Source organism: Burkholderia savannae, assembly GCF_001524445.2.
In the GTDB taxonomy this organism is placed as follows: Bacteria; Pseudomonadota; Gammaproteobacteria; order Burkholderiales; family Burkholderiaceae; genus Burkholderia; species Burkholderia savannae.
Genome location: NZ_CP013417.1, coordinates 2,991,397 through 3,008,839 on the forward strand (window position 1 = coordinate 2,991,397; position 17,443 = coordinate 3,008,839).

At 64.6% G+C, this 17,443-nt stretch carries 14 protein-coding genes, 1 tRNA gene and 2 pseudogenes; 7 read left to right on the forward strand and 10 right to left on the reverse strand.

The annotated features are described in order from the left end of the window. Positions 1–119: 119 nt before the first annotated feature. Both WS78_RS14755 and WS78_RS14765 read left to right on the forward strand, forming a co-directional pair. Positions 120–204: transfer RNA gene (locus WS78_RS14755), tRNA-Leu, on the forward strand. Between the two features lie 172 nt (positions 205–376). Then, positions 377–1,591, forward strand: coding sequence for a tyrosine-type recombinase/integrase (locus tag WS78_RS14765; RefSeq protein ID WP_059574790.1), 1,215 nt, complete (start codon positions 377–379; stop codon positions 1,589–1,591). Positions 1,592–2,212: 621 nt separating this feature from the next. Here WS78_RS14765 and WS78_RS14770 read toward each other — a convergent pair. The 7 genes from WS78_RS14770 to WS78_RS14805 form a co-directional block, all read right to left on the reverse strand. After that, entirely contained in the window at positions 2,213–5,077 is a 2,865-nt protein-coding gene (locus WS78_RS14770; RefSeq protein WP_059574791.1) for a DUF927 domain-containing protein, read from the reverse strand. A gap of 126 nt (positions 5,078–5,203) precedes the next feature. Next, on the reverse strand, positions 5,204–5,530 hold the full coding sequence (locus WS78_RS14775; RefSeq protein ID WP_059574793.1) for a hypothetical protein: 327 nt from the start codon (positions 5,528–5,530) through the stop codon (positions 5,204–5,206). Between the two features lie 9 nt (positions 5,531–5,539). Further along, positions 5,540–5,887: a hypothetical protein gene (locus WS78_RS14780; protein ID WP_059574795.1), complete on the reverse strand. Its 348-nt coding sequence runs from the start codon at positions 5,885–5,887 to the stop codon at positions 5,540–5,542. Continuing rightward, positions 5,880–6,092 (reverse strand): hypothetical protein, encoded by a 213-nt coding sequence (locus WS78_RS14785; protein ID WP_059574797.1) that lies wholly within the window; start codon positions 6,090–6,092, stop codon positions 5,880–5,882. Before WS78_RS14785 ends, WS78_RS14780 begins: the two co-directional genes overlap by 8 nt. Before the next feature lie 504 nt (positions 6,093–6,596). Then, on the reverse strand, positions 6,597–7,121 hold the full coding sequence (locus WS78_RS14795) for a hypothetical protein (protein WP_059574799.1): 525 nt from the start codon (positions 7,119–7,121) through the stop codon (positions 6,597–6,599). Next, complete coding sequence (locus WS78_RS14800) at positions 7,118–7,309, reverse strand: helix-turn-helix transcriptional regulator (RefSeq protein ID WP_059608741.1); 192 nt, start codon at positions 7,307–7,309, stop codon at positions 7,118–7,120. The genes WS78_RS14795 and WS78_RS14800 overlap by 4 nt, the downstream gene beginning before the upstream one ends. A gap of 1,109 nt (positions 7,310–8,418) precedes the next feature. After that, positions 8,419–9,036 (reverse strand): hypothetical protein, encoded by a 618-nt coding sequence (locus WS78_RS14805; RefSeq protein ID WP_059574802.1) that lies wholly within the window; start codon positions 9,034–9,036, stop codon positions 8,419–8,421. Positions 9,037–9,264: 228 nt separating this feature from the next. Between WS78_RS14805 and WS78_RS14810 the strand changes: the two genes are divergently transcribed. After that, positions 9,265–11,556 carry a heavy metal translocating P-type ATPase gene (locus WS78_RS14810; RefSeq protein WP_059574855.1) on the forward strand — a complete coding sequence of 764 codons (2,292 nt, stop codon included), beginning with the start codon at positions 9,265–9,267 and terminating at the stop codon, positions 11,554–11,556. A gap of 12 nt (positions 11,557–11,568) precedes the next feature. On the opposite strand, the gene WS78_RS14815 is transcribed toward WS78_RS14810, so the two are convergent. After that, entirely contained in the window at positions 11,569–12,519 is a 951-nt protein-coding gene (locus WS78_RS14815; protein ID WP_059574857.1) for a universal stress protein, read from the reverse strand. A gap of 198 nt (positions 12,520–12,717) precedes the next feature. Next, positions 12,718–13,185 carry an NUDIX hydrolase gene (locus tag WS78_RS14820; protein WP_156437519.1) on the reverse strand — a complete coding sequence of 156 codons (468 nt, stop codon included), beginning with the start codon at positions 13,183–13,185 and terminating at the stop codon, positions 12,718–12,720. Positions 13,186–13,212: 27 nt separating this feature from the next. On the opposite strand from WS78_RS14820, the gene WS78_RS14825 reads away from it, so the two are divergent. The 3 genes and pseudogenes from WS78_RS14825 to WS78_RS14835 all read left to right on the forward strand — a co-directional run bounded on the left by WS78_RS14825 (position 13,213) and on the right by WS78_RS14835 (position 15,339). Then, the gene (locus WS78_RS14825) at positions 13,213–13,788 is read left to right on the forward strand and encodes a recombinase family protein (RefSeq protein ID WP_059574806.1); all 576 of its coding nucleotides are present in this window, start codon (positions 13,213–13,215) and stop codon (positions 13,786–13,788) included. 762 nt (positions 13,789–14,550) lie between these two features. Continuing rightward, positions 14,551–14,679: pseudogene (locus WS78_RS35915) on the forward strand (dihydrodipicolinate synthase family protein); the annotation flags it as partial. Continuing rightward, positions 14,667–15,339: pseudogene (locus WS78_RS14835) on the forward strand (MOSC domain-containing protein). The pseudogenes WS78_RS35915 and WS78_RS14835, both read left to right, overlap by 13 nt. Before the next feature lie 124 nt (positions 15,340–15,463). Here WS78_RS14835 and WS78_RS14840 read toward each other — a convergent pair. Further along, positions 15,464–16,354, reverse strand: coding sequence for an alpha/beta fold hydrolase (locus WS78_RS14840; RefSeq protein ID WP_038745228.1), 891 nt, complete (start codon positions 16,352–16,354; stop codon positions 15,464–15,466). Between the two features lie 110 nt (positions 16,355–16,464). Between WS78_RS14840 and WS78_RS14845 the strand changes: the two genes are divergently transcribed. Beyond that, positions 16,465–17,358 carry a LysR family transcriptional regulator gene (locus tag WS78_RS14845; protein WP_059574808.1) on the forward strand — a complete coding sequence of 298 codons (894 nt, stop codon included), beginning with the start codon at positions 16,465–16,467 and terminating at the stop codon, positions 17,356–17,358. The last annotated feature ends 85 nt before the right edge of the window (positions 17,359–17,443 follow it).

The window sequence follows — 17,443 nt, forward strand, 5'->3', positions numbered from 1 at the left end:
CGTTGAGCCGTTGAGCCGCACACCTGCGCGACGCCGTCAGCCGGATGCTTGCCCACATGGGGAATTTCAGTGATAATCCACGTTTCCGCCGCGCGCAATCGCATGCGCGGCGCAGGTTTGCCCAGGTGGTGAAATTGGTAGACGCAGGGGACTCAAAATCCCCCGCCGCAAGGCGTGCCGGTTCGATTCCGGCCCTGGGCACCATGACATAGTTCCGGGAAATTCCCGGAAGTCCCAAAACCCGCGACAGCACAAGGCTTCGCGGGTTTTTTCATTCCGGCAAAGTGCCGTGTGGTGCGTAGACAGCCGGGGGCAAGCGGGGGCAACATTGGGGGCAACCGATCCGAAATTGCCTTACCTGTCAGGAGTTGCCCCCGTGCCATTAACCGATACAGCCATCCGGAACGCCAAGCCTGCCGACAAGCCCGTGCGCCTGTTCGACGGAGGCGGCCTCTATCTGGAAATCGCCCCGAGCGGGGGCAAGTGGTGGCGCCTCAAATACCGATTTGGGGGCAAGGAAAAGCGCTACTCGCTCGGCGTCTACCCGGAAGTTACATTGGCGACCGCACGGAAGAAGCGCGACGAAGCCCGTGAAAAGCTCGCTGCCGGCATCGATCCGGGTGAAGCGAAGAAGGCGGAAAAAAGAGCCAGCCTGCTCGCAGCCGCCAATTCGTTTGAGGTTGTCGCTCGCGGCTGGATGAACGAGCGGAAGACGACCGTGGAGCCAGCGCAGCATGCCAAGACGCTCGCCCGCATGGAGAACGATGTATTCCCATGGCTGGGCAAGCGCCCTATCGCTGAAATCGACGCCCCGGAGATACTGGTCGTGCTGAAGCGCGTAGACGGGCGTGGAGCCAGATTTACCGCCCATCGCATCCGCAGCGAGATTAGCCGGGTATTCCGCTACGGCATCAAAGAGGGGCACTGCAAGGCCGATCCGGCCCGCGATCTGGTAGATGCAATCCCGCCCGCGCAGACAACACACTTTGCCTCTATCACTGAGCCGGAGAAAGTGGGTGAGATGCTTCGCGCGTTCGACGGCTTCACGGGCACGTTCCCGGTTCTCTGCGCGCTCAAGCTAGCCCCCATGCTGTTCGTTAGGCCGGGCGAGTTGCGGAAAGCAGAATGGGCACAATTCGACCTCGACAAAGGCGAATGGCGCTATTTCGTCAACAAAACGAAAACGGATCACCTTGTTCCGCTGGCCGCGCAGGCTGTCACGATTTTGCGCGAGCTTCACGCCCTGACTGGCGAAGGCGTCTACGTGTTCCCCGGTGCTCGCGACCGAAATCGGCCGATGAGCGAGGCCGCTATCAATGCAGCCCTTCGCCGGCTCGGCTACGACACTCGCACCGAGATTACCGGTCACGGCTTCCGGGCAATGGCACGGACGATCCTGCATGAAGAGCTGGAAGAAAAGCCGGAAGTGATCGAGCACCAACTAGCGCATACGGTCCCTGACAGCCTTGGGCGGGCGTACAACCGAACAAAGTTCATCAAGGCACGACGCTCGATGATGCAACAGTGGGCGGACTACCTCGACAAGCTCAAAGCCGGGGCAGAAATCATTCCGATCGCGGCGGCAAGATAGACCCGTGCCGCTGCGAGTATGACCCCCTTCCGTGCGTCTCCCACCAGTAAAACAGACACGGCCTAGGCATAAGGCAAGCCGATGATTTGGCCCCTTATTATTATGTGCCCCCCCTATGTTTGCCGTCAGTAGAGAAAAGACGCGGGTGTGAGCCCCCGCGTCTTTGCCCTGGACGCAGGGTCCCCCGCTTTCCGGCCGCCCCGACATTTGCCGCCGGCGCAACAATGCCCGATCGGGGCGCATCGCGGACACCCCCCTCGAAAACGCGCTTCTGATGCCCGTCGAATCCCGGAGAGCCGCGCCCCGTCTGGCCTCGCGGTAGAAGCAGACGGTCGACGCCTGTCCGGTCGATGCAAAATGAGTTGGAGAGTTGGAGATAAACGCCTGAATCGGCCGCAAAGCCTTATGGGGTAAGGCTTCGTGTGTCTCCAAACGATTTGGAGAGCGCTGGAGATACTGGAGATAAACCAACCCGGATTGTTACATCCCACGCAAGAGTCGCGGCAACCGCCCGCCCAGTTCCATCTGGCGCGTATCGCTCAAAGTAACTTTGACGCGCGGGCGAAAAATGCCGCGCAAAGGGATGTCCGCCACCGCCCTCCCGGACGGCAGCGGTGCAACTCAGATTTCGAGTGAGAAGATGGACGGCAAGACGCGATAGACCATGAGCCGCTTTGTCATGCCGGGGATATGTTCTTGTCGATACGGACGCCCATCGCTGCGCGGCATCAACACGCCCCGCTTCATCAATGCCTTCTCGACGATCCGATGATCGTAGCCGGCACACACCTCCTTGCGAAACACGGTTGATTCGATCAGGTATTCCGTCTCGACGCTTTCCGCGTCTTCGGCGCTCATCTTCTCGCCGAACTCGGCGTAATACGCTTGATCCGACTCAATGGCGACGCTGCTCTTGTCGTGTTTCACGAGTCGTTTCCAGCCCGCACGGTGCGGCGCGTTCGGCCGATGGTCGTCCTGCGCCCGGTTCATCCACACGAAACGGTTGTCGCCGTGTGCGACGAGGAAGTGCAGCACCTGTCGCACCGCATCCGCTTCGTCTGAATTACCCGTGCCGCCGCGCAATTCGAGCCAGCCTTCGAAGCAGCGACGGGCGGCCTCGACCGCTTCGCCCTGCGGCCAGCCGGTCAGCCCGTGCGCCGTCGCTAGCTCGCCGGCCACCGCAACGAGGCAGAACCGCTTCGCGACGCGGGCAACCTGCGAATGCGAGCCATCCGGCACCCATTGCCCGACCAGCTCGTCGACGCGCACGCGCAGATGCTCGGCCAGCTCGCCGGCCTGCGACGAGGCCCACTCGATGAACGCGGGGCCGGCCGTGCCGTAGTGCATGCCGGCGTGCCGCTCTAGATGCTCGATCAGCGCGGCCGGCGTCGGGAAGCCGTGCAGTTTCTCCACGACGCCCATTTCGCCAACCTCGGCTGGGATCGCGGGCAAGCGCACTTCGATACCGCCTTTCATGGGTTTGTTGCCCTCGGCCATCAGCGCGGACACGCTCTTTTCGCCGTTCGACAGGAACAGCAGCCGCCACGTGAGAACCGGCTTTGCCGAGCCGCTCCGCGACGCACGGGCCTTGCCCGACTCGTTCGCGAGCATGTAGATCACATCGCCGACCAGGCGCGGCTCGACCTGCCCGATTTCATCGAGGATCAGCAGCGCGTCGCTATGCTGCGTGGCGACGGCTTCGAGCGCGTTGTCGGTCGCCTTCCAGCTCCGCACGTAATCCGGCGAGCCGAACACGGACGCGGCGATGACGCCGCCCGTCGACTTGCCTTTCGACGTCGTGCCGAGCAGGTGAAAGCCGCCCGACTGAAGCCCGGAGAAGTGCAGCAGCGGACCAGCGAAGGCGGTAGCGACGCAGAACAGCAGCCTGCTATTGCCGACGCAGTAGGCCGCGACCTCGCGTTGCCAGTCGTCCAGCGTGCCGCGCTCTTTGAACTGGCTCTGGATCGGCGTGTCGGCCTGATAGATCAGCGCCTCTTTGCCGGTGCCGATGACGCGATCGGGCAGCACGAACGCGCCGTGATACCAGCCGACGCGCGGCACGCAGCGCACGCGCTCGTCCGGCTGCGCCATCTGCACATAGTTCGCGATCTGCGTGCGGGCGATCTGCGTGACGCCGAGCTTCACGCCCATATCGAGCAGCATGCGGCGCAGCTCCGTGCCGTCGCCGGCAAAGAGGCCGGCCGGTACCGCCCATCGTTTCAGGATGCCGTCGCGGTCCGTGAATTCGAGCAGGTAGCCCCACTCGCTGTTCATCTCGTTTCGCGTCTCAGCGATCACGTCGATACGCGTGCTGACCCAATGCGGCGGGAGTGGATCGCCCTGATTGTTGAAGCCGTGAAACCACACGCCCTTGTCGTCGACGACGAACCGCGACTTGCCGTCCTGCGCACGGGCCGTTTTCGGGCGCTTGGCGGGCTTCGCGGCCGCTGGAGCAACCTTGCTCTTGCCGGCATCCGACGAGCCGATCGGCGCGAGCGCAGCGCGCACGGCGGCGGCCACCGCATCCGGGCCGACGTGCGCAGCCAGGTCGTTGAAGTCGGTGCCGGCCGCCGGGCGGTTCGGACCGAAGTGTGGCACGGCGACGATACCGGCGACGGCCTCGGCCGCCGCGCGGGCCTTCGTCACGCCCGGATTGCCCTTCGTCGTGTGGTCGTCATCGGCGCACACGACGATGCTGGCGTCCGGATACTGGCCGCGCAGCGCCGTCGCCACGGCGTGCAGGTTGCCGGCGTCGAACGCGACGGCGGCCGGATAGCCCGTCGCGGCCGCGAGCGTCGCGCACGTGGCGTAACCCTCGCCAATCAGCAGCGTGGACGGCGCGGAAGATAGCGGACCGCCGATCAGCGAGAAGCAGCCCGCCTTGCGGCCGTTCGGCAGATAGCGTTTCTGGCCGTCCGTCAGGACGAACTCCAGCGTCCACAGCTTGCCGTCCGCATCACGCGCCGGGATGACGAGTGCGCTGTCGCACGCGGCCGTGCCGATGCACAAGCCGCCGCGATAGACGCGCAGCGCGTCGACCGGGATGCGCTTGCGAACGAGATACGGATGATCGGCCGGCGCAGGCTCGGCCGCCGACCAGATCGATTCAGCGAGCGCCGACGCGGCTTGCTGTTTCTCGGTCAGCGCGGCCAGTTCGGCCGCTTCGCGGGCCGCGCGCTCGGCCTTCTGCCGCTCGCGCTCCGCTGGATCGACCGGCTTCGCTCGATGCGCACGCGGATCGAAGCCGCCAAGCTTGGCGAGGTGAAAAAGCGTGTTGATGGTGATCTTGCCGCCCTTGAACGACTTCCACACATCGCGTGCGTCCTTGCCGTTGTAGTTCTGCGCGCCTTGGCTCCATTCGTTCCAGAGGGCGAAGCCCTCCTCGCCAAACTCGGCCTTGAGCGCCATCCCCACCTGACGCCACGTGTCGCGGTCGTCGGGCGGAACATAGCCGAGCGCGACTCTCGCCCGCTCGAATTCGGACATGGGTGCGTTACTCATAGGTTCCCACTGGACGCGCGTCGGTCGACTGCCGATTAGTACTCCATATCGGACAAGCAGCTACCCGACGCGCGAAGAATTGAATGATTCGACGATGCCTAGCGGCGGGTCTTAGCCAGCCGCGCGAGGCACCGACAGAACCGCACCGCCGGCCGTGACGTCGTTGCTGTAGACGTAGCGGCCGAGCCGCGACTCGCCAAGGGCGTCGTTGGCCGCCTCCAGCGCCGCACCGATCGACGGCAGGGACGCGCGAAACAGGCTCAGCACAAGCCAGTAGTCGTCATCGGACATGGCCTTGTGTGCCGCCCATTGCAGGCTGTCCAGCAGCTCCATCGCGTCACTGATGCGCGTGCCGATGCGGTTGCCGTCCGGCCGGTTCACCTCGGCCACGAAGTGCGACGCGAGCGGTTGCACGGCATTCTTGTTCGTCTTTGCCATGACTGCCCCTCAGTGCGTCGTGCGCGGTTCGCGCGTGACGAGGCCGAGCGCCGCGAACAGGTGCTGTTGCACGCGCCCCATGAGGCCGGCTGCAAACGCTTGGCGGCTGATCGTCACGCGGTGCGCGTCGACGTCGCCCGCGTCCTGCATGGAGGCCTCCATGCCGCGCGCGAACGCGGCGGCTTGATGCGCCGCGTAGTCGTGCAGCCGCACGTCGCCTTTCAGGTCAAGCCATGCGTCGGCGCAGATCGCGCCCAGGTCGACGGCGAATTGCAGCTCGATCGGTGCGCCGGTATCCAGCGGCGGGGCGTTGTCGAATCCGTCAACAACGGCGGTGCGGATGCGTTGCTCAGACATGGTTCACCTCCGGCTTCGACAGGCGACGCATGCTGGCCGAGTACTGGCTCGCCACGTCGCGGCCCATTTCGACGAGCGAACGCTCGTAAGTGAACTCGTCAAGATGCTGACGAATGGCGTCGAACAAGGCTTCGAGATTGGCGAATTGATCGGCCGCACACAGGGCGATCATGGAGGATTCGTGCAGCAGGCGCTGATCAGCCATGTCGCACCTCCGCACGGACGAGTGCAGCGATGGCGGCCAGCGCTGCACCGGTTGCATCAAGTGCGGACTGGTACGTGTCAGCCGTTGCTGCGTCGCGCAAGGCGCGTCGGACAATCGACTGGATGACTTGGGATTGCCTGGTATGGGCGTGCGTGGACTGGCGCAAGGTGCGGCCTCCTTTGTGTGCAATTGGGAGGCCCGCCGACTCATTTCCACATGAGAGGTGGCGGGCGCAAGGCTTTTGGGGTGGAAAACCGCTCACAAAGGAAAGCGGCCCAGCCGAAGCTGGCCCATTGACCAAGGCCCGCCATGGAAGAAGGCGCGCGAAGGCGAACGCACGAAAAAAAACGGCTCGCGCCGTCGTGCGCCTTTGTGAAAGCGGGTTTCCACGCCCGGACGCTGCTGTTTCAGCGACACGCACAGGATACCGCGCGGCGCAAGACGACGCAAATCGCGACGCCCCTCGCTGCGCATTGCCGGATACAAAGTGACTTTGGGCGAGCATCAGGCAGCCTCCCCCTTGAGCACGGCCGTTGCCAGCTTGAGCTGTTCGATATCCAGTTGCGAGCTGCCCTGCGCTAGTGACTGGCCGAGCGCGACGCCTCGCAGCATGGCGCTTACTTCCAAGCGGCGCGTCACGTCTGTGCACTGCGCATCGATGTCGTTGTAAAGCGCACGATAGGCTTTCCGCAGATGTCGATACTGTCGACGGCGATAGTTCGCCGAATCCTGTTCGGCAGTGGTGATCGCCTGGACGAACTTCTCGCAAGCGGAGCCAAGTTGCTTTGTCGTCAGACGCGGGGCTTCGAGCGCGAGTGTCGAGGCAAGCATGACGGCAATCGCAACGAGCTTGCCAGCGTCGTCGCCACGATTCCAGAAACGCCCCTCGATGTCATCGAGGATTCCGGCGAGCTTGCGGAGTCGGGCGTCGCGGCAGCGCACGAATGCAGCGTCGCGGGCCGTGACGGCCGCGCACATGGCGCGACCATAGGGACCGCCGCGATCGATCATGAGGGCGGGCGCGCTCATACTTCCCCCCGCGTGGACTGACGGGATTCGACCCATTGCTGGACGTCTGTGGCGCGCCAGCCGACGCTCCTGGCACCCAACTGGACGGGCGCTGGAAACGTGCCTTCGCGAATCCACCGATACAGCGTTGTTTTCTTGACGCCGACAGTATCGAGGACGCCGATCAGACGAAGCAGTTTGAAAGCCATTTTCCACCTAGAAAACGGCCTGTTCCGAGAGGGGGTACGGCGAAGGTGCTGTATAAAATCACAGCACTATCGCAAAAGCATAGGCGATGAAAATCCACGCGTGGCGCGCGTAGGGGCTTGACGCGGCGCGCCACCCCCCTTATTGTTCGCATCGACTACAGTGCTTCACTATCTTCCACAAAGATGTGATAGCTGTGTTGTTCCCTCCACGGAACAGGCTCCCAAGCCAAAAAATCGCCGGGGGTTGTGTTGGTAGCACGCCCCCGGCACCCTTCTGTCGGCTTGGCGCAGTCTGCTTGACCCAAGCTTTTCCGCATCCTCCGTCCGAAACGTACAGCCCATAAGGGCCGCAGGCGTTCGTCTGAGTGCCGACAAGGATGTAATTATAACGAAAGGGGTATGCCCCTAAAAGCACTGTTTCGGTGCTCGTCGCGTAAGCGGCTTGTGACGTGACGACGCTTTGTATCCCTTGTCGTGCGGCTTGGTTCCGTGACGTTCCGTGTGATGTCAGCGGCTGAGGACGATAGGCAGTAGCGCAATGTCGCGCTGATTGCGAGCCGCAAAGGGGATTGACCCGCATCCTAGGCTCAATCGAGTGAGAGTTTGCCGAATCGATTGATATTGACGGCAATTCGTCCTATTTCCATTGCCACCATCGCCTCCCGAGCCCATTCCTTGTCGGACTCGCCGTCGATTATGTCTAAATTGAGATAGCCGTTGGCCCGTGTTACCGTCGCTGATACTCAGCCTCTATTAGCTAAGCTGTATAAGGCTGGACTAGATCAAGCAGACAGCGTCAGATCATCTGACTCAGTTCTGCCATGAGCCGCCGTTCACATGCGTCGGCTCTCGGACGTTCAAACGTCGGTTACACACCGTAACCCGCCATCTAATCGAATAGGCCGAACGCTTGGTCCTCAGCATTTGCGGACGCTGATGTAGTTCGACGATTGCGCCATAGAGTTTGCTCTGTCGCCTTGGCGCTTGAGGAAGTGCATGAACTGGGTGGCCGTACCGAGCTGCTCCCCGCGGTCGCATCCGGGATCCGCGTCCGGTAGCTTGGATCGGCTGGACGATGAGCCCGATCGAAAGATCGCGTGTGCCGCGTGTCAATCGGAACCGCGCGGATGATGGCCGCGTCTAAACGTCAGCCGGCGTTCATTGACGAGCGCACGCCAATCGAGCTTCATCAGCGCGAAGACGAGGCCAAGCAAGACCAGTTGCGTGACGATGAAGTAGCCTCCGAGATACGTGCCTTCGAGTTCCGATTCCACGTCCAGCCGGGTCGACGCAAAGCGGCCGAGATGCGCCCAGATTGCATAGGTCGTTGCGCGGCCAATGAAGAACGCCGCCGCGATGATTCTGAGCGGCAACCCGGAAAGCCCGTATGCAATAAAGAGGTAGTTCGACGGCAGCGGGCTCAACGCGTAGAAGAAGAACGCGCCGGCGGTGAGCGTCCGGTGCTGTCGCAGCCAGCGCGTGGCGACGTCGATATTGTCGCGGTCGGAATCCCGGATCCAGCGGGAGCGGACGAGCGATCTCGCGAAGGTCGCCAGGATGACACGGCCGGTCGTCGCCGCGCCGGCCGCCACAACGGCAAAGATGAACGGATTGCCGTCGGGCAGGTTGAACCCGACCCACGACATCGCCATCCACGTGGGCGGGGCGAACGCCGGCATGAGATTCAGCAGAAGAATCAGCACGAAGAGTACAGCCAGCGTCTGCACGATATCGACTCCAAGCCATCCGGTGTCACGGCTCGATTTTGCTGAGGAAAGGGGCCGATGGCTTGACTCACGTCAAGCAACGCGGCGTGCCGGTCGTTCACGGGAGGCACGCCGTCCTGACCCATGTCAATGCTCAAAGCGCGGCGCTCCCTAGACTGATGCCACGCCGTCCGCCACCGAAACCGGATACCGCGAACACCACCATGCACGGCTATCGGAGCAATGGTCATGTCCCGAGTCCCCTGGTCGATCGATCTCGTGATGCTGATTCTGGCGGCCGCCACGCTCGCCGGCGGCGGCGTATGCGTGGCGTTCGGCCAGCCGTCGCTCGCGCGATTCGCCTGGCTGCTGGGGACGCTGCCGGTCCTGCTCGCGTTGACGGTCTCGCTGGTCAAGGCCGTGATGAGGCGGCAGGCCGGCATCGACGTGCTCGCGTGGCTCGCGATCGCGCTGGCGGTCGTGCTCGACGAGACGCTTGCGGCGGCGGTGATTGCGTTGATGCTGGCGAGCGGGCGGACGCTGGAGCGGTATGCGCAGAACCGCGCGCAACGCGAGATGAGCGCCCTGCTCGGCCGCGCCCCCCGGCAGGCGACCCGTTTCGAGAACGGGGAATGGCGCTCGGTTGCGCCGGACACCCTTGTCCCCGGCGACAGGCTGCTGGTGCGGAGCGGCGAGTTCGTGCCCGTCGACGGCACATTGACCGGCGACGCGGAACTGGACGAGTCCATGCTGACGGGCGAATCGTCCACCCTGCGACGCCGTTCCGGGGAAAACGCATGCAGCGGCGTGGTCAACGCCGGCGTCCCGTTCGAAATGGTTGCCCGCACGACGGCGAGTGACAGCACGTTTGCCGGCATCGTCCGTATGGTCGAGCGTGCGCAACGCGAGCGCAGCCCGTCCGTGCGTCTCGCGGATCGCTACGCCGCATTCTTCGTGCTCGCATCGCTACTCGTCGCGGGAATCGCATGGCTGTTGACCGGTGACGTCGCACGTGCGCTTGCCGTGCTTGTCGTGGCCTCGCCGTGTCCATTGATCCTCGCCGTGCCGGTCGCCATCGTATCCGGCATGTCGCGTTGTTCGAAACGCGGCATTCTGGTCAAAGGCGGGGGTGCGCTGGAGCGTCTTGCACAAGCGACGACTCTGTTCTTCGACAAGACCGGGACGCTGACGGGAGGACGGGCACGCATCGTTGCGATCGAGTGCGGCGCTGACGTCGCAGCGGACGATGTGTTGCGGTTGGCCGCGTCATTGGCCCAAGCGTCGGGCCACGTCATCTCGGACGCGCTGACGGTCGCGGCGCGCGAACGTTGCATCGACCTGTCGTTGCCGTCGGCTGTCATCGAAACGGCCGGCGAAGGCGTGACGGGCCAGGTCGACAACAGGACCGTTGCGATCGGCAAGTTCGAATACGTGTCGGCATGCGCGACGAATACGCCGTGGAGCGGCGCATTCCTGGCACGCGTCGCCAGCGAGGGCGGGGCTGCCGTATTCGTCGGCGTGGATGGCGTCATGATCGGCGCGATTCAAATGGCCGACCAGGTGCGGCTGGAAACGCCGCGAGCATTGCGGTTGCTCAAACGTGAAGGCGTCGAGCGTCTCGTCATGCTGACCGGTGATCGGCACGACATTGCCGAGGCCGTCGGCGAACTGCTGGGCGTCACCGATGTTCGCGCGGAGCAGACGCCGGCGGACAAGCTTGCCGCCATCCAGGCTGCCCGGCAGGAGGGCGTGACGATCATGGTCGGTGACGGTGTGAACGACGCACCGGCGCTGGCCGCGGCCGACGTCGGCATCGCGATGGGTGCGCGGGGAGCGGCCGCGTCATCCGAAGCCGCCGACGTGGTCTTGCTGGTCGATCGGCTGGATCGACTCGTGGATGCGATGCGTATCGCACGTCGATCGCGCCGAATCGCACTCGAGAGCGTGGTGGCCGGCATGTCGCTGTCGGTCGTCGCGATGACGATTGCGGCGGCCGGATTCCTGCAGCCGATTGCCGGCGCGGTGATTCAGGAAGTCATCGACGTCGCGGTCATCGTCAATGCGTTGCGCGTGTTGCTGGTTCGCCCGAGGCCGACGAACGCCCGGCTCGACGATGTCGACGTCGAGCAGCTCAGGCGCGAGCACACGGCATTGTCACCGTTGCTGGACCAGATCCGGGATCTCGCGGATCGTCTGCCGGGACTATCCGGGGCCGCCATCGCCAGCGAGCTGGTCCAGATGATCGACTCGCTCGACGAACGGCTGCTGCCGCACGAACGCGCCGACGATCGGGACGTCTACGCGCGCCTTGCCCCGCTTCTCGGCGGGGAGGACCCGCTGGCTGCGATGAGCGGCGCGCACCGGGAGATCTTCAAGATGGTCCGATCGCTCAGACAGATGGTCGCGGACCTGCCGCACGACGGCTCGAACACCATGCAGGTGCAGGCGATACAGCGCTTGTTGTACGGGCTGGAAGCGATCGTGCGCCTGCATTGCGCCCAGGAGGAGGAGTTGTTCCACGCCGTGGGTGCGGATGCGTGACGACGAAGCGCGTCACGCACGCGACGCATGTACGAGCAGGACCGGAGTTTTCGTGATGCGCGCCACGCGTCCGGCCACGGTGCCGACGAGCCAGCCCGTCACGCCTCGCCGCCCGTGAGTGCCCATGACGACCACGTCGGCATTCCATTCGATCGCGTCGCGCACGATCAGATGGGAAACGTCCGCGCCGGTTCGATCTGCGTGAATAAGTTGCGACTGCGCATGTCTGGCCATGCCTTCGATTATGGCCGTGGCACTCTGGAGCACATGATTTCCTTCGCCGATCAATGCTTCTTCCAGTGCCCCGCCAAGGGCGAAGTCGCCCAGCATTGGGGGGCGATCAACCACGTATATCGCACGTAATTCGGTGTCGACCCGCGAGAATGTCAACCCTGTCCGCAATGCGTCGAGTGCAATCGCGCTTCCGTCAACGGCGAACAGCATTCGCCGTGGCAGATGCTCGGCAACCGACGCGAAACCTTCCGGAACGATGAGCAGCGGGCATCCGATGAGTTTGCCGAGCGGGCCGGATACCGTCCCTTCGACCCATCCGAGCAAGCCATGATGCTGACGTGCGCCGACGATCAGGAGTTCGGCCTGCCAGGTTTGCGCGCTGTCGGCCAGTGCATTCACGACATCCCCGCCACGTGTGGCGAGGTCGATGACTTCCGTGTCGATGACGAGATCGTCGCGATCCATTGCAGCTTTGGCGCGCAACACCGCATCAGACGCATCCCTGAGCAACTCGACGCGCGCGGATTCGAGGAACGCCATGGTTTTCGATCCGAGCGGGACGAGCGTTCTCGGATTTTCCGCAACGCTAATGATGTGCACCGCTGCATTCGATGGGAGGAACGCTTTGGCATAGGCGAGTGCATGAGCGGATGCGCTCGAACCGTTGACCGCGATCAGCACTCGCAGCGGAGTGGGGACGGCCTGGACGGGTGAAGTGGTGGTGCTCATGAATGTCTCCCAATGGCAACAGACGGTCTTGTACACGGCAATTTTTCGCGCGGACAGCTTTTGCCTGGTTGACCTTCGTCAAGCACGTTCGCCATAGCGGTGCCGACACGGTTCACGTTCGACTGAATTAAGAGCACACGTTCTAAATGCGTTTGGTGACCTGCTATCGTACGAATTCGTCTGGTGATGAATTCCGGGTTAAATGCCGATTGCAAGCGAATCGGTCACGTTCGCGCAAGAATGGTCATAGAGACGTTCGACAATCTTTGGCATGGGCGTGCTGGTTGGAAGTGACTGGACGTCGACATACCGGAACCACTGACACAAATTGATTTCTTTGCCAGGCCGCGGATCGGATTGAGTGGGAACGTCGGCGACGAAGACCTGATGAAGCCTCGACGCCCCAACGAACTGAAAGGCGTAGGCCAGCTTCAACCTTATCAAGCCGGTTTCTTCCTCGAGTTCATGACTCGACTGCCCCTTGAAGGTCGGTTGTTGTCGTTCGAATAGTGGCACCTTCCTGTCTGTCCCAGCGACCGACCAGAAGGCAATCGGCGCTCCAATCAAATGCGCCTGTCCAAAACCGATCCCTTTCGGACAACCCCTTTCCGCCCTGTCCAAAAATAAGGGTTGAAGTATTTTGGACAGGCGTTTATATTCGGACATCTATTTCGTACAGATTGAGTGCCCGATATGTCCCGAACCTTCGCTTATGCCCGCGTCAGCACGTCCGACCAGACCACCGCGAACCAGTTACGCGAGATCGAGGCAGCCGGCTTCTCGGTCGACAAGCGCCGCGTCGTGTCGGAAAGCATCTCAGGGAGCGTGAGCGCCGATCAGCGGCCGGGCTTCGCAAAGTTACTTGACCGGATGGAAGAAGGCGATGTGCTGATCGTGACGAAGCTCGATCGGCTCGGCCGCAATGGAATGGACGTGCGGGCCACGGTCGAGGGTTTGGCCGAGCGCGGTATCCGGGTTCATTGTCTCGCCTTGGGCGGCGTCGATCTGACGAGTGCGGCCGGCCGGATGACGATGCAGGTGTTGAACGCGGTGGCCGAGTTCGAACGCGATCTGCTGATCGAACGAACGCATGCCGGCATCGCTCGCGCTAAGGCAGAAGGCAAGACGATGGGACGGCCGTCCGCCCTGTCGGACCAACAGCGGGCGGAGGTGCTGCGCGAGCTGGATGCGGGGGCGAGCGTGGCCGCGCTCGCCCGACAATTCGGCACGAGCCGCCAGACAATCATGCGGGTACGCGACGCGGCGTAACGCCTCTCCTACCAAATTCACTTTTCACGGGCCGCAAGGCCCGTTTCTGTTTCTGCGCGCGGAGGAGTGGCGGCACGGGAGATTCTTTGCGCGCAGCGTCCCAGACGGCGGGGTAATTCCCGAGCTGGTCGACGTGGCTCGATGCATTCGACGCTTATCTCCAAACTTATCTCCAGAAAAATAGGTGTGTTGGAGATACACTTGGAGATGACCAAAGCCCCGCCAGATAAGGCAGACAGGCCGAGTTGAGCCGTTATCTCCAATTCTCCAGAAAATTTCGCGTCTGGCGAGGCAAGAATGGACCTCGATCTCTTCGTATAGTGGCTGCGCCGGCAGCGCGGGGGCAACTCCGGGGGCAACTCCACAACGCCCTCCAAGCAATCCCCTTACAATACGGGCCTCACAGCGAATAATTTCATTCCGGCCCTGGCACCAAACAGACATCGAAGCATCGCGCGCAGCGCGCCGATGCTCATCGCGGCGCCGGCCGCCGGCGAACACGCTTTTCGCCACCGTGCCACCGCATCGAGCCCCGCCTGACACCAGCAGCGCGGGGCTTTTTCATTCGGGCCCGCCGCTACTCGTTCCCGCCGCCGCTCGCGCGTGCGCCGTCGCACTCCCGCTCGCTCCGATTCGCCCACACCGGGCGCCACCCGTCACCGGCTCGGCGGCCATCGCCCCATCCCTTCGTCACGCGTCGCACGCGACGTCTGCGCACCGGGGGAATCTTGCGTCGCACGCAAACGTCCGAAACTGGTCCCGTTGAGCGCTGCCGGCTTCGACGCGGACGAGCCGCGCGAGCCGCTGCGGCCATCGAACGAAGACCGGACGCGCGAGCTTGCCGCAGATCTCGACGCGCTGCGCGAGACAGGGCGCGCATGCAACCCGTAAACGCCAAGCTCGACGCGCGGCTGATCGCCGCCATTGAACCGCTCGCGTGCACGCCGCGGGCGAGCGCGATCGACAAGCAACCGGCGCGCGATCGGCTTCGGCTCGGCCAAACGGGATTCGCCGGTGACGAGCAGGCCGCTCGCAAGCATCATGGCGGCCCCGACAAGGCGGTTCATCGCTACGCGTTCGATCACCAGCCGTCGTGAGCGGCCGGAATCGGCGTGCGCGACGTGCTCGCGCGGCCGAGCGCATTCGGCGAGAACCTGTCGACGCGCGGCATCATCGCGCGCGACGCACGCATCGGCGACGTCTGCACGCTCGGCGGCGCGACGCCGCAGGTGCCGCAGGTGCCGCAGTCGCGGCAGCCGCGCCGGAAGCTCAACGCACGCTTCGGGTTCCCCCAAATGTCCGCGCGCGCCCGGCAAAGCGGGCGAACGGGCTGGCGCTACCGCGTACTCGACGAAGGCTGGGGCGAGCACGACGGCGAGCTCGCGTTGCGCGAGCGGCCGCAATGGCACGCTGTCGAGCATGCTCGACGTGCCGTACCGGCGCCCGCCCGATGCGGGCACACTCGAAGCGCTGTCGCGCATCGACGCGCTGCCGCCGTCATGACGTCAGTTGTCCGAGCGACGGCTGAATGCGGGCGCGGTCGAGGACTGAACGAAGCGGCTCGACAGCTGACGCGCCCGCTCGACGGTCGACGGTCGACAGACGACAGACGACAGACAGCAAGCAACGTGAAACGGCCACGCATCAACCGTCGCGCGCCGTCGCCCCGCCGCGCTCAGGCATCCGCGCAGAACGTCGAGATCGCGTGTGCAACCCGCGCCGCCGCCTCCCGCTGCGGAAAATGGCCGACGCCGTCGAGCACGGCGCGCTCGTAGCGTCCTGCGAAGAAACGCTCGCGCGACGCGGAACTGTCCGGGTGATTGCAGGTGTCCGCGCCGCCGTGCAGCACGAGCGTCGGCACGGACAAAACGGGCGCGGGATTCAGCCGCGCTTCGTCGTCCGCATAGGCGGCATCGCCGCTCGCGAAGCCCCAGCGATGCCGGTACGAATGCAGCACGACGTCCGCCCAGTCGGGCGCATCGAACGCGATCGCCGCCTCGTTGAAATCGCCCGGCGCGTACCAGCCGGCCGGCGCCCACGTGTCCCACATCGCGCGCGCGAACGCCCGGCGGTCGTCGCGCACCGCCCGCTCCCCGCGCGGCGTCGCCATGAACCAGTGATACCAGTAGTTGCGCGCCTGCTGCAGCGACAGCGGCTGATTCGGATCGTTCGTGCCGTAGCCGACCGACAGCATCACGAGATGCGACGCGGTCCGCTCGCGCAGCCCGCATGCGTTCGCCGCGGCTCGCGCGCCCCAGTCGTGTCCGACGAGCACCGGGCGCTCGAGCCGCAGCGCGTCGACGAAATCGAGCAGATCGCGCCCGAGTGCGGCGAGCTGCCCGCTGCGCGGCGTCGCCGCGTCGCGAAAGCGGGTCGGCGCGAAGCCCCGCAGCGCGGGCGCGAGCACGCGATATCCGGCGCGGGCGAGCGCGGGCGCGACCGCTTTCCAGCATGCCGGGCTGTCCGGCCAGCCGTGCAGCAGCACGGCGGCGCGCGCGCCGCCCGGGTTCCATTCGAGATACGCGACGTCCAGCAAGGGAGTCGTCGCAAACGCATAGTCGGGCATCGTGGCCTCCGTCGATCGTCAGGTCACGCCGATCGTAGCCCGATCGCTCATCACGATTCACAAAGAATCATCGTCTATTATTCGAATATCGCATTGAATGGGTTGCCCGCATGGATACGCCGTCGGATTCGCCGTCGATGTCGCTCGACATCGTGCTGCTGCGCACGTTCCTCGAAGTCGTCGAGCGTCGCGGCTTCGCGCCCGCCGCCGAGCATCTGGCGCTCACGCCGTCGGCGGTCAGCGGGCACATCAAGCGGCTCGAGCAGGCGGCGGGCGTCGTGCTGCTCGCCCGCACGACGCGTCGCCTCGAGCTCACGCCCGCGGGCGAGACGCTCTATGCGTACGCACGCAACATCGTCGAGATGGACCGCGAAGCGCGCGCGCGGCTGCGCGGCTCGGCGCTGCACGGGCGGCTGCGCGTCGGCGCGTCCGAGGATTTCGCGAGCGCGTGGCTGCCGCAGGTGCTGCACGCGTTTCGCCGCCGGCATCCGCAAGCGGCGATCGAGCTCAAAGTCGGCATCACCGCGGATCTGCTGCGCCAGCAGACGTCGGGCCGCATCGACGTCGTGTTCGGCAAGCGCTGCCGTCGCATCGACGAAGCCGGCGAACTGCTGTGGGAGGAGCCGCTCGTGTGGGCGTGCGCGTCGGACGCCGCGCTCGACGCGGCCGACGCGCTGCCGCTCGCGCTCTTTCCGGAGCCTTGCGTCTACCGCGAAGCGGCGATCGCCGCACTCGGCGCCGCGCTGCGGCCGTTTCGCATCGTGTTCGAAAGCGCCAGCATGGCGGGCTGCGTGTCGGCGGCGCTCGCGGGGTTCGCCGTCACCGCCGTCGCGCGCAGTCAGCTGCGCGACGGCCTGCGCGAATGCGGACCGGGCGACGGCCTGCCCGCGCTGCCCGCCGCGCGCTTCTACGCGTTCTCGCAGCGGCCGACGCCCGCGAGCGCCGCGCTGATCGACGCGGTGCGCGAAACCGGACGCCGCCGCCGCTTCGAGCCGGCGAATTGACGCATCGGCACATCGGCGCGTCCACGTCGTTCGAGACGTCCGCCTCGGCAACGAATCGCCGATACGAAGCGCGCGAGGCGGGATA